Source organism: Halorubrum distributum JCM 13561, from assembly GCF_000337395.1.
GTDB lineage: Archaea > Halobacteriota > Halobacteria > Halobacteriales > Haloferacaceae > Halorubrum > Halorubrum distributum.
This window is the reverse complement of record NZ_AOJF01000022.1, coordinates 96,474-111,671: the sequence shown is the minus strand read 5'-3', so window position 1 is coordinate 111,671 and position 15,198 is coordinate 96,474. Positions and strand designations below refer to the sequence as shown.

The window sequence follows — 15,198 nt, the reverse complement described above, 5'->3', positions numbered from 1 at the left end:
CGAGCGGGTCGCGCGTCCGAACCGGCTGCGAGAAGGGACGGTCGACGCGGCGGTTGCCCCCTAGAACGCGCCGGGGTAGACGCTGACGTCGGCGTGGAGCTCCTCGCGGAGCGCGCTGTGGACGTGACAGATGCCCTCGGCGCGCTCGGCGATGTCGGCGGCGGTCTCGTCGTCGAGGTCGGCCTCGACGTGGACGTCGAAGGCGATCGATTCGAGGTCGTCGTCGTCGTCGAGCTCGGCGCTCGCGTCGATCTGGATCGTGCCGAGGTCCTCCTCGCCGCGCTGGCTCCCGCCGACGCGGAGCGCCGGGAGGTAACAGGAGGCGTACGTCGCGACGAGCGCCGCGTTCGGGTTCGGGCCCGTCTCGTCGGTGGCGTCGATCTGGAGGTCGAACTCGCCGACCTGGCTGGTGCTCGCGTACCCTTCCTCGGAAACCGTGGATGTCTCGATGTCTGCCATAGTCGAGTGCCCGTTCGGTCTCGGGCGGATAAAGGCTATCGGCATCGGCGCGTCGAGGACGCGCCGAGCCGCGACGCGACCCCGATCGCTTCGCAGTCAGCGACGCGTCGGTCGTCGAATCGGGGCCAGCGACGCGTCAGTCGTCGCCGGACGCGTCCGGTGCCATCCCGGTCGCGCCGCGGAGGTCGGCCTCGATCGCTTCCAGCGTCCGGCCCTTCGTCTCGGGGACGGTGCGGTGGGTGAACAGGAGGGCGACGACGCTACAGCCGCCGAACAGCCAGAACGTCGCCGGCGTGCCGATTCCGTCGAGCAGCACGGGGAACGACAGCGCCACGGCGAGGTTCGCGAGCCAGTTGGCGACGGTGACGATCCCCATCGCGCTCCCGCGGACGGCGAGCGGGTAGATCTCGGATATCAGCAGCCAGAACACCGGGCCGAGCCCGATCGCGAAGAACGCGACGAACGACACGAGCGTGAGCGTCGCCAGCCACCCCATCCCGCCGGTCGGATCGGCGAACTGGAAGACGAACCCGGCGACGGTGAGCGACCCGATCATCCCGCCGGTCCCGACGAGCAGGAGGGGGCGCCGCCCGACGCGGTCGACGAGGAGGATCGCGACGATCGTCATCGCCACGTTGACGGTGCCGATGAACACCGACGCGAGGATCGACTGCGAGCTGCCGAACGCGGTCGACTCCAGGATCGTCGGCGCGTAGTACATCACGGCGTTGATCCCGGTGACCTGCTGGAAGACCGCGAGTCCGAGCCCGACGATCAGCGCCGGGCGCATCCACGGACTGAGCAGATCGCGGACTCCGTTTCCGGACTGGGTCTCGACGGTCTCCTCGATCTCCGAGAGCTCGGAGTCGATGTCGCCGTCGCGCGTGCGGCGGAGCACCGCCCGGGCCTCGTCGGTCCGGCCCTGCTCGTAGAGCCACCGCGGGCTCTCGGGCATCCTGAGCATGCCGACGGCGAGGACGACGGCGGGGACCATTCCGGCGCCGAGCATGATCCGCCACGACCCGGAGCCGGAGAAGGCGTAGTTGACGAAGTACGACGAGAGGATCCCCACGGTGACCATCAGCTGGTTCAGCGACGTGAGGCCGCCGCGGACGGAGGGCGGCGCGATCTCGGAGATGTACAGCGGGCCGACGATCGACGCGAACCCGATGGCGATCCCGTCGATCATCCGCCCGGCGACGAGCACCTCGACGGTCGGCGCGACCGCCATGAGGAACGAGCCGAGGAAGAACACCCCGGCCGACAGGAGGATGAACCGTTTGCGGCCGATGCGGTCGGAGATCTGCCCCCCGACGGCCGCACCGGCGGCCGCGCCGACCATCGCACCGCTGACGACGATCCCCTCCACCAGCGGGCTCAGCTCGAAGGCCGTGTCGATGAAGAGGATGGCTCCGGAGATGATCCCGGTGTCGAACCCGAACAGGAGTCCGTTGAGCGCTGCGAGCGCGGAGACGACGTAGACGAAGCGACCGCCCTCTCCCCGGATCACAGCCCGCATATCGGCGGTTGACATGGCGTACCAATTCGGCGCTAACCATCATTTATTTAGAAGCCTTCTGATTTATTATTAATTTAAATACATTCAATACATTTCTCCTACCGACCGCTCACGGAATCTACTCTCAGAGAGGATAATATTTATTCAGATTCGAATAGCATTCTACTGCGGACCGTCGCGGCGTCCCGTCTCCGGCGTCGAAGCGGCACCGCGCACGAACTGCCGAGCTTCGCCGTCGAAAAAAACGAGGTCGTCGCCGCACTCGGGCCGAGCGGGCGTGGAAGTCGGCCGCCGGCGCCGAAAGCGCTACTCTAAGGTGTACGTCTCGTCGCCTTCGAGGACGACCGGCTCGGCCGCGGCGCCCGCGGCTTTCACCTCGTTGACGAACTCCTGCGTCTCGATCTCGATCGGGCCGAACGAGTCGTAGTGCATCGGGAAGACGACGTCGGCGCCCACCCAGTCGGCGGCGATGCCGGCGCCCGCGGGCCCCATGGTGAAGTGGTCGCCGGCGGGTAAGGCGGCGGCGTCCGGCTCGAGGTACGGGGCGATCACGTCGACCATCTCGGACATCAGGCCCGTGTCGCCGGCGTGGTAGAACGTGGTGCAGTCGGCGTCTGACTCCTGGGTCGGCTTCTTGTCGCCGATGACGAACCCGGTCGGCATCCCGCCCGAGTAGTCGGGGTCGTTCTCGATGCCGTTCGAGTGGTCCGCGCGGACCATCGTCACCCACGCGTCGCCGCACTCGGCGGTGCCGCCGATGTTCATCCCGCCGGCCGGGAGGGTGTGCTCGTGGCCGAAGTTCTCCTGAACGTAGCCCGTCAGCTCCGGAGTGGCGACCACGGTGGCGTCCTCGAACTCGGCCGCGTCGGCGATGTGGTCCGCGTGGCCGTGGGTCAAGAGGAGGTAGTCGGGGTCGAGCTCCTCGGGGTCGACGTCGGTCTTCGGGTTGTCGAAGAACGGGTCGATGAGCAGCTCCGTGTCCTCGACCACGACGTGCCACGTGGAGTGGCCGTGCCAGGTGAGTTCCATGGTACGTCCGTTACATCTCGGCGGGCCGTAATAAAACTCGACGCCGCGGGTCGCGTCGTCCGCCGGCGAAAGCAATTAACAGGGACGAACGCGAACGCAGAGTAGATGCCCTCCGAGACCAGCGAGCCCGGCGACCCGTCGGCCGCCTGCCCCGCCTGCGGGGAGGCGGTCCCCGCCGGGTCGAGCTTCTGCCCCGACTGCGGCGCCGACCTCGGCGACCCGTCCGACCCCGCGTACTGCGCCGCGTGCGGCGAGGCGTTCGACGACGACGACCGATTCTGCTCGAACTGCGGCGCGTCGCGGTCGGGCGGCGGGTCCGCCGCGTCCGAGGTAGCGGGCCGCGCGCCCACGGAGTCGGCGGACCCCGACTCGTCCCCGTCGCGCTCGGCGCCGACCCCGCGGGAGAGTTCGCGCGCTTTCCGCCGTCGCGTCCAGGACCACCTCGACGCCGGGTGGGACGTCGAGCGGGACGACGGGGACCGAGTGGTCCTCGTCGACCGCGGTATCGGCTCCGTCGGCGTCCACATCCTCCTGTTCATCTTCACCAGCGGGATCGGAAACCTGCTGTACGGCTGGTGGCACTACTCGAAGCTCGCCGAGCGGCGGCGACTCGTTCGCGGCGACGAGACGCCGGCGCGCGCCCCGTCGAGCGTCGAGGGCGCGGGTCGGACGGAGACGGCCACCGCGTACGTCCTGTCCGCGCTGCTGTTGCTGATCGGCGGCTGGATCGGCTTCCTCGCGGCGACGAGCGGGTCCCCGCCCGCCGCGCTGATCGGGATCGCGTTCGCCGGGCTCGGCCTCGGCGTGGCACCGCCCGTCCGCCGGCGACTCGACCGCCGTCACGGGATAACCAAGTTCGGTCGACGGAAGACGGTCGACCACCGGGTCGTCCGGCCGCCCGAGTCCGTGGAGGGGCCCTGCGTCGTCTGCGGCGAAGGGTTCGAGCGCGGCCTCGTCAGGCGGCGCCGCGACGAGACGGTCGTCGCCGGCGTCCCGGTCCGGACCCACTCGATCCGCCACAACCACTACTGCGTCGACTGCGCGCGGTCGGAGCTGTTCGGCGACCGGATCGGCGCCCCGTCGCTCGACCACATCGCGGACGACGACGGGGGAACTGACGGCGCGGCCGGTGACGACGCGAGCGACGGTCCGAGCGACGAGGCGGAGACCGACTCGGTCCGCGAAGCGAGCGAGTCGGCGGAGTAAATGGTGTCCTCCCCCCGCCGCGGTCGTCGCTTGCCTCTCCGGGAACGCTTTTCGGGGGCCCGCCCGTTCGCTCGCGTATGTACCAGGCACGGTTCCGCGACCCGGCCGGATCGATCCGCGAGGGCGAGTACGACCCGGCGACCGACACGGTCGCCTTCGGCGGCGAGGAGTACGCGCTCTCGGACCCCGCGATCGACGTGCTCGCGCCGACCGACCCGTCGAAGATCGTCTGTATCGGGCGCAACTACGCCGACCACGCCGCCGAACTCGGCAACGACGTGCCGGACCGCCCGCTGCTCTTCTTGAAGCCGCCGAACGCGGTGGCGAGCCACGGCGACACCGTGACCGTCCCGGCCGGAAAAGAGCGGATCGACTGGGAGGCGGAGTTCGCGGTCGTGATCGGCGAGCAGTGTAAGTCGGTCGACGCCGCGGACGCGATGGACGTCGTCGCGGGGTTCACCTGCATGAACGACGTGTCGAACCGCGACGACCAGAACCGCGAGCAGAACTGGGTGCGCGGGAAGGCGTTCGACGGCGCCGCGCCGCTCGGCCCGGTCCTCGCGACGCCCGACGAGGTTCCCGCCGACGCGAGCGTCGAACTCCGCGTCAACGGCGAGACGAAGCAGTCGAGCGACCGCGAGCACATGATCTTCGACGTGCCGACGCTGATCGAGGAGATCACGACGTACCTCACGCTCGAACCCGGCGACGTCATCGCGACGGGCACCCCGGAGGGCGTCGGCGCCCTCTCCGACGGGGACACCGTCGAGGTGGAAGTCGAGGGCGTCGGCACGCTGGAACACGACGTGCGGATCCCCTGAGCGGCGCGCCGTTCGGCCGCCTCCCCGTTTTTGCGGTTCGGTACCACACCTCGTTTCCGGTGAACGCTTATGTGCGAGCCCCGGGAGTCGGAAGTATGGAGACCAGTTCGTTCGTCGCCGGTTCATGACGGCATCGCCGCGGCGCGACGCGGCCGCCCCGCTCCGCGAGGCGGGGGCCGTCGCCCGCGCCGCAGAGCCGCGACTGGAGCGCGAGACGCTCCCCTCTCCGGGCCGACGCGAGCGCCCGACCGAATGTCACGAGACGACGCCACGACGAACGCGACCGCCGAATCGATCGAAACCGACGCCCACGCCGACGCCGACAACGCCGACGCCCACGCCGACGCCGACAACGCCGACGCCCACGACGCCGACTCCTCCCTCATCGACCCCGCCGCCCCGGACGCGACCCCCGCCGTCGTCGCGGCCCGGTCCGAGGGTGAGCCGCCGGACACGGCGGAGATCCGGGAGCTCGCCGCCGCGGCCGGCTACGCGGTCGTCGGCGAGGTCACCCAGCGGCGCCGCGAGGACCCGACCTACGACCTCGGTCGCGGGAAGGCCGAGGAGCTGATGCGGCTCGCGGCCGACGCGGGCGCCGAGGCGGTGATCTACGACAGGGGACTGTCGCCGGGACAGACGTTCTCGCTGGGCGACCTGCTGCCGCCCGGGACCGCGGTGATCGACCGCCCGCGCCTCGTGTTGGAGCTGTTCGCCGACGCCGCCGACTCGCGCGCGGCCGACCGCCAGCTCGAGCTGGCGCGGTTACGGTACGAGCTCCCCCGGCTCCGGGAGGCGGTCGCCCGCGACGCGAGCGAGGATGTCCGCCTCCAGCCGGAGGGCGACAGCCGCGTGCTCGACGTCGAGAAGCGGATCGAATCCGCGGAGCGCGCGCTCGGCGAGATCGCCGACGACCGGGCGGCCCGACGGGCGGAGCGCCGCGACGCCGGGTTCGACCTCGTCGCGCTCGCGGGGTACACCAACGCCGGGAAGTCGACGCTGGCTCGCCGGCTCGCCGACGAGGTCGACGACCCCGAGTTCGGGGACGAGGCCGGGGGTGGCGACGTCCGCCGCGCCGACGTCCGCCGCGCCGACGCCGACGAGGGTGAGGGCGACCCGGCGGACCGTGACGGCCCGCTCGCGGTCGCGGACCGGCCGTTCGAGACGCTCTCGACGACGACGCGCCGGGCGACGGTCGGCGGGCGGCGAGCGCTCGTCACCGACACCGTCGGCTTCCTCGACGGGCTCCCCCACGAGGCGGTGCGCTCGTTCCGGACGACGATCGACGCGATCCGGGCGGCCGACTGCGCGCTCCTCGTCGTCGACGCGAGCGACGAGCCGGCGGCCCTGCGCCGGAAGCTCACGGCGTCGCTGTCGGCGATCGAGGCGACCGACGGTCCCGTGATCCCCGTGCTGTCGAAGGCTGATGAGGTCGGGGCAGACGGGCTCGCGGCGGCGGTCGAGGCCTACGAGGGCGCGGTCGCCGACTTGGACCCGCGGGACGCCCCCGTCGTCGACGCGCTCCGCTCGCCGATCCCGGTCAGCGTCCGCGACGAGACCGGGCTCGCCGACCTCGCGGACGCGGTGGCCGACGCGCTGCCGACGGCGACCGCGACGGCCGAGGCGCCCAACGGCGGCGCCGCGCAGGCCGCGCTCTCGTGGGCGTACGACCGCGGCGTGGTCGCGGACGTCGACTACGGGAGCGAGACCGTCGTCGTCGAGCTCGGGGGGCGCCCCGACGTGGTCGCCGAGGCCGAGCGGCGGTTCGCGGACGCCCCGTCGTCGTGAATCGCGGGGCGACCCCGTCGCGAGCCCTCGACCGCCAAGACCACGCTTAAGCCCGCCGGTCCCCGACCACCGGGCATGCAACCACGGGATCTCTCCGATCACTCGCCGTACGTGCCCGGGCGGGGCGTCGAGGAGGTCGCCCGCGAGCGCGGGCTCGACCCCGACGACCTCATCAAGCTCTCCTCGAACGAGAACCCGCACGGCCCGAGCCCGGCGGCCGTCGAGGCGATCCGCGAGCACGCCGACCGCGTCCACCAGTACCCGAAGTCCTCGCACACGGACCTCACCGCGAAGATCGCGGCGAAGTGGGGCGTCGACGACGAGCAGGTGTGGGTGTCGCCGGGCGCCGACGGCTCGATCGACTACCTCTCGCGGGCCGCGCTGGAGCCGGGCGACGAGGTGCTGGTGCCGAGCCCCGGCTTCGCCTACTACGCGATGTCCTCGCGGTACCACCACGGCGAGGTGACGGAGTACGAGCTCTCCCCGGCCGACGGCTTCGCGCAGGACGCGGAGACCGTCCTAAGCGCCTACGGCGGCGAGCGGATCGTCTACGTCACCTCCCCGCACAACCCCTCCGGCTCGACCATGCCCCTCGACGAGATCGAGGCGATCGCGGACGCGACCGCCGAGGAGACGCTCGTCGTCGTCGACGAGGCGTACGGCGAGTTCGCCGCCGTCGACAGCGCGATCCCGCTCGTCGACGAGCGCGACGACGTGGCGGTCCTCCGCACCTTCTCGAAGGCGTACGGGCTCGCGGGGCTCCGGATCGGGTACAGCGTCGTCCCCGAGGCGTGGGGCGAGGCGTACGCCCGCGTCAACACGCCGTTCGCGGCCAACGAGCTGGCCTGTCGCGCCGCGCTCGCCGCGTTGGACGACGACGAGCACGTCCAGCGGTCGGTCGAGTCCGCCCGCTGGGCCCGCGAGTACATCGCGAGCGAGCTCGACGCGCCCACCGTCGACTCCGCGGGCAACTTCGTCCTCGCCGCGGTCGGAGACGGCGAGCGCGTCGCCGAGGCGGCTCAGGAGCGCGGAGTGATCGTCCGCGACTGCACCTCGTTCGGGCTCCCGGAGCACGTCCGGGTATCGACGGGCACCCGCGAGGAGACCCGCGAGGCGGTCGCCTTGCTCAACGAGACGCTGGCGGACCTCGAACTCGGTGTCAGCGCGTGAGCGACGGCGACGCCGAGCCCGCGGCGGACGCCGACGCCGCCGAAAGTGCCGACCGCGGCCGCGCCGACCGCGTCGCGGTCACGGGCACCCCCGGAACCGGAAAGTCGACCGCGACGGCGCTGCTCGAAGGCGAGTACGACGTGATCCACCTCAACGACCGGATCAAGTCCGACGACGGCCTCTGGACCGAGCGCGACGACGACCGCGACACGCTCGTCGCCGACCTCGACGCGGTCCGCGAGGACCTCGGCGACTGGAGCGGCGTCCTCGACTCCCACCTCGCGCACCGGTTCGACGTCGACCGCGTGGTCGTGTTGCGGTGTCGCCCGGAGACGATCGAGTCCCGGCTCGAAACGCGAGGCGAGTCGCCCGAGACGGCCGCCGAAAACGCGGAAAGCGAGGCGCTCGACGTGATCCTCTCGGAGGCGGTCGCCGAGCACGGCGTCGAGGACGTCTACGAGGTCGACGCGACCGACCGCGACCCCGAGGCGGTCGCCGACGCGATCCGCGCGGCGATCGAGGGCGAGCGGGAGCCGAGCGCCGGCACCGTGGACTTCATCGATTATATATGAGCCGGCCGCGACCCTCGGGACGGTAGATGACCCTCGACCAGTACCGCTCCGTCGCGGACCGCCTCCTCGGGCCGTGGGTGTCGGCGGCCGACAGGCTCGGCCTCTCGCCCGACCAAGTGAGCGTGATCGCGTTCCTCGTCGCCGTCGCGGCCGCCGTCGCCTTCGCCGCGGGGTCGAGCCCGCTCTACGCCGCCGGTGCCCTCCTCGTCCTCCTCAACGGCTGGCTCGACGTGGTCGACGGGGCGCTCGCGCGACATCAGGGAGTCGCCTCCGACGGCGGCGACTTCCTCGACCACGTCCTCGACCGCTACGCCGACGTGGCGATCATCGCGGGGTTCACGGCCGGCGTCGAGGCGTACGCGCTCGGCTTCGCCGCCGTCACGGGCGTCCTCCTCACCTCCTACCTCGGCACGCAGATCCAGGCGGTCGGCATCGGCCGCGAGTACGGCGGGCTCCTCGGCCGGGCCGACCGGCTCGCGCTCGCCGGGATCGTCGGTGTCGCCGCCGCGGTCTACTCCGCGCCGATCGCCGCCGGGCTGAACGTCGTCGGCCTGCTGCTCGCGCTGTTCGCCGTCGTCGGCCACCTCACGGCGGTCCAGCGGTTCCTCGGCGCCTGGCGCGACCTGTGATCGGCGGGGTCGTCCCTCAGAACGGCGCGTCTGTCGAGGGGCTCCGCGCGCTCGCTTCTCCCGTCCCGGTCATCGGGTTCGATCCCATCCCGGCGTCCTCCTCCGCTTCGGTCTCTACGTCGCCCGTTTCGAGGTACGCCGCCTCCAACTCCGCGAGCCGGTCGTTCACCGCCTCGCTCTGGTTGTGCATCGGGGCCGCGCGGACCCGGACGAGATCGTACTCGTGGCGGTCGGAGAGGCCGTTCCACGCGCGGAAGGCCCCGATAGTCAGCGTGTGCGTCTGCGGGCAGAACGGCGTGGTCGGCGTGAACTCCGCGCGGAGGACGCGGTCGCAGTCGCCGTCGTCGAAGGCGTCCCCGTCGACGACAGCGGGGGCGACGGCGTCGGCGGCAGCCGCGGCGTCGCCGCGCTCGACGGCGTAGCGGAACCCGGCGTTCCCGTGTCGCGTGTCGAGGTTGAGCCGCGCGAGGTTGTAGTTGAACGTCATGTCGTACACCTTCCGCTCCTCGAAGCAGTCGCGGGTGAGCCGGTGGAAGGCGAGGTGGTCCGCCCCCGTGAGCACGTCGTGGCCGTCGAGGAACTCGCCCGGCCGCGGGAGGTCGTCCGCGACGAACTCGTCGTAGCCGTCGAACAGGTCCTCGTCGTCGGAGCCGAAGGGAGACGGGAAACTGGGCATGTGCGTACCGTGGCGGCCCGCCGGGGTACTCCTGACCCCGCAGATGTTCGGGACGCCGTCGCCGGCGAGCGGCCCTCAGCCGTTCCCGCCATCCCGCGAGCGCAGCTCCGCCGCCCGGGCGTGAACGCTGTCGACGGCCTCGCGAGCGGCCGACTCGTCGACCCCGAACGCTCGCGCGGCGTAGGGCAACGAGAACCGGACCGCGAGGTAGGTCATTCGCACCTCCTCGTCGGCGCGAGCGATCGTCGGCGGGACGCCCCGCCTGCCGGTCTCCTTCTCGTCGAATCCTCCGGTGACCGCGTACAGGTCGGCGTACAGCCGAGCCGCCGCCGGGATCTCGAACGACGCGATCCGCCCGTCGGGGCCGTCGACGTGGTACGCGTCGGGTCGCACGCGTTCCTCGCGAACGACCCGCAGGCCGTCGTCGTACGCTTCGATCACCGTTTCGTCGCCGTCGTTCATGGACAGGGAGCTCCGGACACGTGCCGCAACGAGGGAACGATTTAAAAGCGTCCGGTCGGAACGAGGGGTATGCCCACATTCGAGCTGAACCTCTCGGACGACGTGTACGCGGAGTTTCAGCAGCTGGCGGACGAGGAGTTCGTCTCCGAGGAGCAGGCCGCGGAGGACCTCATCGCGTCCGGCATCGAGGCGTACAACGTGAGCGTCGTCGACGACGAGCCCCGCGACGAGATGCTCGACGGCGCCGAGAACAACATGTTCGACACCGCGGAGGACCCGGGCAGCATCGAAGACGACCGGCTCTGAACACTCGGGCTCTGCTGCGCTCCTTTTAACCCACCCCAGACTCAGTACCCCAGCCCGAGCAGCCGGTTCGCCGACAGCGTCGCCAGCCCGAGCGCCATCACGCAGGCGAGCAGTCCGAAGGCGACGGGCCACCCCGCGGCGTCGGAGACGGCGCCGACGACGACGCTGCCGGAGGCGCCCGTCACCATGTACGCGGTCCGGACGAGCCCGAAGCCGGCGCCGCGCTCGGCGTCGGACAGCAGGTCCATGAACCGCGACTGGACCGGCGCGCCCCACGACATCGCGAGGCCGACGAGGCCAACGGCCCCGACCGTGACCGGCAGCCCGAGGTCAAACGCCGCGGCCGCGACCAGCGTCCCGTAGCCGACGACGCCGGCGCCCATCGTCACCATCGCGGTGGCGTCGCGGCCGATCCGGTCGGACACCGAGCCGGTCACCGGCTGGGTGCCGCCGTGGACGAGGAAGTACACGGAGAATAAAAGCGCTGAGAGCGCGCTCGACAGGCCGGTCCCGACCTCCAGGAACGTGGGCAGAAACGAGGCGGTCGCCTGCCACGTGAACGCGCCCATCGTCGCCAGCGCGGTCGTGTAGAGGATTTCCCGCCGCGAGAGCAGTTCGGCGAGCGGGCCGAGCGCGAACCGCTCGCCCATCGGCTGGTCGGGGCGCAGGGGCTCTGTCGGCCGGACCCGCCACGCGAACAGGACGAACACGGGGACCGCGACGGCGGCGCCGAGGAGGACGCCGGCGCGCCAGCCGTGCCGCGACCCGACGAGCGCGGCGGCGGGCGGCGCGGCGAGCCCCGCGAGCGGGCCGCCGGCGACGTGAACGCCGATGGCGCGGCCGGTGTCGTCGAACTGCCGCGTGAGGAACGTCGTCGCGACCGAGTAGTGGAGCCCGGCGCCCACGCCGAGCACGGCCGCGAACAGCCCGAACGCGAGGATCGAGGGCGAGGCGGCGAGCAGCACCGACGCGACGGCGGTTGCGCCGACCGCGGCGAGGATGACGCGGCGCTCGCCGTAGCGGTCGCCGAGGACGCCGGAGGGGAACTGCGCCAGCGCGTAGGTGAGCCACATTCCGCTGAGCGCGAGCCCGACGGTGCCGTTGGTCACGTCGAACTGCGTCGTGATCTCCGGAACGAGCGGGCTGACGACGAGCCGCGCCACCATCGTGCCGGTGAACGCGAGCGTACAGAGCGCGAGCACCGTGTGTTCGTACCGCCAGTTCACGGTCGGCATTCCCGGTACGGGTCAAAGCGGCTTCCGATCGCGGTCAGACGGGCCGGGGACTCGCTCGCTCCCACGGGGGGTCAGGGCCCGTCGGTCGACCGGAGCGGGGACTCACTCCGCCGCGAACCGGATCGGATAGTCGGTGAGGTTCTCGCAGCCGTCCTCGGTGACGACGACGAGGTCCTCGATCCGGACGCCGCCGACCGCGGGGTCGTAGAGGCCGGGCTCGACGGTGATCACGTGGCCGGGCTCCAACTCCTCCCCGCCGCTCGCGAGCCGGGGCGACTCGTGGACGTCGAGGCCGATGCCGTGCCCGGTCGAGTGGATGAACCCCGTCTCCGTTTCCGGGTCGGTCCGGAAGGTGGGTTCGCCGGCCTCCTCGTACACCTCGCAGGCGGCGGCGTGGACCTCCTCGCCCGTGGCGCCCGGCTCGACCGCGTCGAGCGCCGCCTCCAGCGCGCGCTCAGTGAGGTCGTACCACTCGCGGAGGGTCTCGCTCGGCTCGCCGACGCAGAACGTCCGCGTCATGTCGGCGTTGTACTTCGTCGCCTTCGAGCGCGGGAAGATGTCGACGATGATCGCCTCGTTCGCCCGGAGCGGGCCCGAGCCGCGGTCGTGCGGGTCCGCGGCCTGCGCGCCGCCGGCGACGATCGTCTCGTCGAGCGCGCAGCCGTGGCGCAGCAGCGTCACCTCGATCTCCTCGGTCACGCGCTCGCTGGTGAGCGGCTCGCCCTCGTGAAGCAGGACGCCGCGCTCGACGTCGCCGTCCGCCGGGACGTCCTCCCCGGCCACGTCGGCGCCGGCGATCAGGTCCTCTGCGGCGCGCATCGCCGCCTCGTTCGCCTTCTGGGCGTCCCGGATCGCGTCGATCTCCTCGTCGGTCTTCACCGCGCGGACCGCCTGGAGCCGGTCGTCGGCGTCGACGGCCACCTCGATACCCCGCTCGCGGAGGGCGTCGGCGGTGCCGACCGGGCCGCGCGGCGGCATCGAGACGGACTCGACGCCCTTGTCGCGGAGGAACGCGGCGTACATGTCGGTTCGCTCCTCGCGGCCGCCGTACTCGTAGTCGTAGTCGGCGTGGCGCTCCACCGTGTCGGCCGTCGCCTCGGTCTGCGCGCGGCCGTACTCCAGCCCGCTGACGAGGAGGTGGACCTCGCCGTCGGCGTACAGCGTGAGGAACGGGTCGGGCCCGGTGAACCCGGAGAGGTACAGCTGGTTTGCGTCCTCCTGCGAGGCGTCGAGCAGGTAGCCGTCCGCATCGAGGTCGGCCAAGTGGTCGTCGAGTCGGGTTCGGTTCACACTTCTCCCTGCTCGGGCGACGCTCAAAGCGGTTGTCCTCGCGGAACCGGCCGAACGAGGAGGGCCCTTCGAGGCCGGCGCGAGACAAGGCATATACGGCTCACGTCGGAATGCGGGCGTTGCAATGTCGCCTGAGGATAATACTACCCTCCGTTCGCTCCTCAATCTCCCGCCTCGCTGGCTGCCGGTCGCCGTCGCCTGCGGGGCCGGCGCGGCGCTGCTCGGACTGGCGCTCACCCGGGTCGGACTCGCGGTCGCCGGCGTGTCGCCGGGGGACTCGGACGTCGCCCACTGGATGGTCGGCGGACCGATCTCCGCGCTCGAAGGGTCGATCTGGTTCCTCTTCGACGCGCACTGGATCCGGACCCGGACGGGCCACGGGCTGTCGAACCTCGTCACTTTCGGGCACCCGCTGATACAGTCGGACGCCGCGCTGTGGCCGCTCCGTCTCGTTCCCCTCACGTTCGGTCTCGGCGCCGCGACCGCCGTCCGGTACCTCGGTATCGACGACCTGCTCGCCGGCGCCGTGACCGGGGTGGGCGCGACGCTGGGCTACCTCCCGGCGATGCTTGCGCTGCGGGCGGTCTCCCGCGTGCCGCTCACGCGCCACGCGGCCGACGGGAGGGTACCGATCTCCGACGCCGACGGGATCCCGGTGTCGGCGGCGGCCGGCGTCACCGCCGGTCCCGACCTCGCCGTTACCCTCGCGGTGGTGACCGGCCTGAACGTCGTCCTCGGCTACCTCGCCGGCGCGTTCGCGGCGGCCACGGTCGGCGATTGACGGAGGGATCGGTCGCCCCGAGCGCCGCCCGGCCCCCGCGAAACGCATATATACTAACTCCCGTTCCGCCGCCGTCGTCTTCGCTCTCGACCGGGGTTCGTTCCCACCGTCGCAAAATCCGAATTCTACAGGGTTGTACACGCCGTTTTCGACCGTGCTCCTGCGACGCCACACACGCGAACATTTAAGTGCGTCGGTCACTTACCCGAAGGTGAGGAAAACACCGAGAACCGTCTCTCGGTTTCGTTGTTCCCTCCACGCACCAAACCAATGAGCGAGAACCTTCGAACGTACACGACCGAGGACGTCGACGACGAGAGCGAGACCGAGTCGGAGAACGAAGCAGAGGAGCTGCGGTGCCCCGAGTGCGGCGGCCAGCTCGCGACCGACACGGAACACGGCGAGACCGTCTGCGTCGACTGCGGGCTCGTCGTCGAAGAGGACGAGATCGACCGCGGGCCGGAGTGGCGCGCGTTCGACTCCAAGGAGAAGGACAGCAAGTCGCGCGTCGGGGCCCCGACGACGAACATGATGCACGACAAGGGGCTCTCGACGAACATCGGCTGGCAGGACAAAGACGCCTACGGCAAGTCGCTGTCCAGCCGCCAGCGCGAGAAGATGCAGCGGCTGCGCACGTGGAACGAGCGGTTCCGCACCCGCGACTCGAAAGAGCGCAACCTCAAGCAGGCGCTCGGCGAGATCGACCGCATGGCCAGCGCCCTCGGCCTCCCGGACAACGTCCGCGAGACCGCCTCCGTCATCTACCGCCGCGCGCTCGACGAGGACCTGCTCCCCGGCCGCTCCATCGAGGGCGTCTCGACGGCCTCCCTGTACGCCGCGGCCCGACAGGCGGGGACGCCCCGCAGCCTCGACGAGATCGCCGGCGTCTCGCGGGTCGAGAAGGACGAGATCGCGCGGACGTACCGCTACGTCGTCCGCGAGCTGAAGCTGGAGATCCAGCCCGCCGACCCCGAGAGCTACGTCCCGCGGTTCGCCTCCGACCTCGGCCTCTCCGACGAGGCCGAGCGCCGCGCCCGCAGCCTGCTCGACACGGCGAAGGAACAGGGGATCCACTCCGGCAAGTCGCCGGTGGGGCTCGCCGCGGCCGCCGTCTACGCCGCCTCGCTGCTCGTCAACGAGAAGGTGACTCAGAGCGAGGTCAGCGAGGTCGCGAACATCAGCGAGGTCACCATCCGGAACCGGTACCACGAGCTCCTCGAGGCCGAGGACTCGGTCGCGCTGAACTGACGCGTCGCTC

The 15,198-nt window shown here is 71.4% G+C and carries 16 protein-coding genes; 9 read left to right on the top strand and 7 right to left on the bottom strand.

Going from position 1 to position 15,198, the window contains the following annotated elements:
* Positions 1–60 precede the first annotated feature (60 nt).
* The 3 genes from C470_RS02060 to C470_RS02050 form a co-directional block, all read right to left on the bottom strand.
* Positions 61–459, bottom strand: a complete 399-nt coding sequence (locus C470_RS02060; RefSeq protein WP_004595858.1) for an OsmC family protein — start codon at positions 457–459, stop codon at positions 61–63.
* 136 nt (positions 460–595) lie between these two features.
* Entirely contained in the window at positions 596–1,993 is a 1,398-nt protein-coding gene (locus C470_RS02055; RefSeq protein ID WP_049908516.1) for a sugar porter family MFS transporter, read from the bottom strand.
* Positions 1,994–2,284: 291 nt separating this feature from the next.
* Complete coding sequence (locus tag C470_RS02050) at positions 2,285–3,007, bottom strand: metal-dependent hydrolase (protein ID WP_004595856.1); 723 nt, start codon at positions 3,005–3,007, stop codon at positions 2,285–2,287.
* Between the two features lie 105 nt (positions 3,008–3,112).
* Here C470_RS02050 and C470_RS02045 point away from each other — a divergent pair, with 105 nt between their 5' ends.
* From C470_RS02045 to C470_RS02020, 6 genes are all read left to right on the top strand, one after another.
* Positions 3,113–4,213, top strand: coding sequence for a double zinc ribbon domain-containing protein (locus C470_RS02045; RefSeq protein ID WP_008364896.1), 1,101 nt, complete (start codon positions 3,113–3,115; stop codon positions 4,211–4,213).
* A 77-nt stretch (positions 4,214–4,290) separates the two neighbouring features.
* Complete coding sequence (locus C470_RS02040; RefSeq protein WP_004595854.1) at positions 4,291–5,034, top strand: fumarylacetoacetate hydrolase family protein; 744 nt, start codon at positions 4,291–4,293, stop codon at positions 5,032–5,034.
* Positions 5,035–5,286: 252 nt separating this feature from the next.
* A complete protein-coding gene (locus C470_RS02035) occupies positions 5,287–6,819 on the top strand; it encodes an HflX-like GTP-binding protein (RefSeq protein WP_008364893.1) in 1,533 nt (510 codons plus the stop codon).
* Positions 6,820–6,894: 75 nt separating this feature from the next.
* Positions 6,895–7,989 carry a histidinol-phosphate transaminase gene (gene hisC / locus C470_RS02030; protein WP_049908514.1) on the top strand — a complete coding sequence of 365 codons (1,095 nt, stop codon included), beginning with the start codon at positions 6,895–6,897 and terminating at the stop codon, positions 7,987–7,989.
* Positions 7,986–8,561: an adenylate kinase family protein gene (locus tag C470_RS02025; protein WP_008364890.1), complete on the top strand. Its 576-nt coding sequence runs from the start codon at positions 7,986–7,988 to the stop codon at positions 8,559–8,561. The genes hisC and C470_RS02025 overlap by 4 nt, the downstream gene beginning before the upstream one ends.
* A gap of 26 nt (positions 8,562–8,587) precedes the next feature.
* A complete protein-coding gene (locus C470_RS02020; protein ID WP_007993375.1) occupies positions 8,588–9,190 on the top strand; it encodes a CDP-alcohol phosphatidyltransferase family protein in 603 nt (200 codons plus the stop codon).
* A gap of 16 nt (positions 9,191–9,206) precedes the next feature.
* Here the strand turns inward: C470_RS02020 and C470_RS02015 are convergent, their stop codons facing one another.
* Both C470_RS02015 and C470_RS02010 read right to left on the bottom strand, forming a co-directional pair.
* On the bottom strand, positions 9,207–9,866 hold the full coding sequence (locus tag C470_RS02015) for a hypothetical protein (protein WP_008364888.1): 660 nt from the start codon (positions 9,864–9,866) through the stop codon (positions 9,207–9,209).
* Between the two features lie 75 nt (positions 9,867–9,941).
* Positions 9,942–10,328, bottom strand: a complete 387-nt coding sequence (locus C470_RS02010) for a hypothetical protein (protein ID WP_008364886.1) — start codon at positions 10,326–10,328, stop codon at positions 9,942–9,944.
* Positions 10,329–10,397: 69 nt separating this feature from the next.
* On the opposite strand from C470_RS02010, the gene C470_RS02005 reads away from it, so the two are divergent.
* Positions 10,398–10,634, top strand: coding sequence for a hypothetical protein (locus tag C470_RS02005; protein WP_004595847.1), 237 nt, complete (start codon positions 10,398–10,400; stop codon positions 10,632–10,634).
* 41 nt (positions 10,635–10,675) lie between these two features.
* Here C470_RS02005 and C470_RS02000 read toward each other — a convergent pair whose 3' ends face one another.
* Both C470_RS02000 and C470_RS01995 read right to left on the bottom strand, forming a co-directional pair.
* On the bottom strand, positions 10,676–11,869 hold the full coding sequence (locus tag C470_RS02000) for an MFS transporter (protein ID WP_004595846.1): 1,194 nt from the start codon (positions 11,867–11,869) through the stop codon (positions 10,676–10,678).
* Between the two features lie 102 nt (positions 11,870–11,971).
* A complete protein-coding gene (locus C470_RS01995; protein WP_008364883.1) occupies positions 11,972–13,159 on the bottom strand; it encodes a M24 family metallopeptidase in 1,188 nt (395 codons plus the stop codon).
* Positions 13,160–13,283: 124 nt separating this feature from the next.
* Between C470_RS01995 and C470_RS01990 the strand changes: the two genes are divergently transcribed.
* Both C470_RS01990 and C470_RS01985 read left to right on the top strand, forming a co-directional pair.
* Entirely contained in the window at positions 13,284–13,940 is a 657-nt protein-coding gene (locus C470_RS01990) for a hypothetical protein (RefSeq protein WP_008364882.1), read from the top strand.
* A 270-nt stretch (positions 13,941–14,210) separates the two neighbouring features.
* Positions 14,211–15,188: a transcription initiation factor IIB gene (locus C470_RS01985; RefSeq protein ID WP_008364880.1), complete on the top strand. Its 978-nt coding sequence runs from the start codon at positions 14,211–14,213 to the stop codon at positions 15,186–15,188.
* Positions 15,189–15,198: the final 10 nt, after the last annotated feature.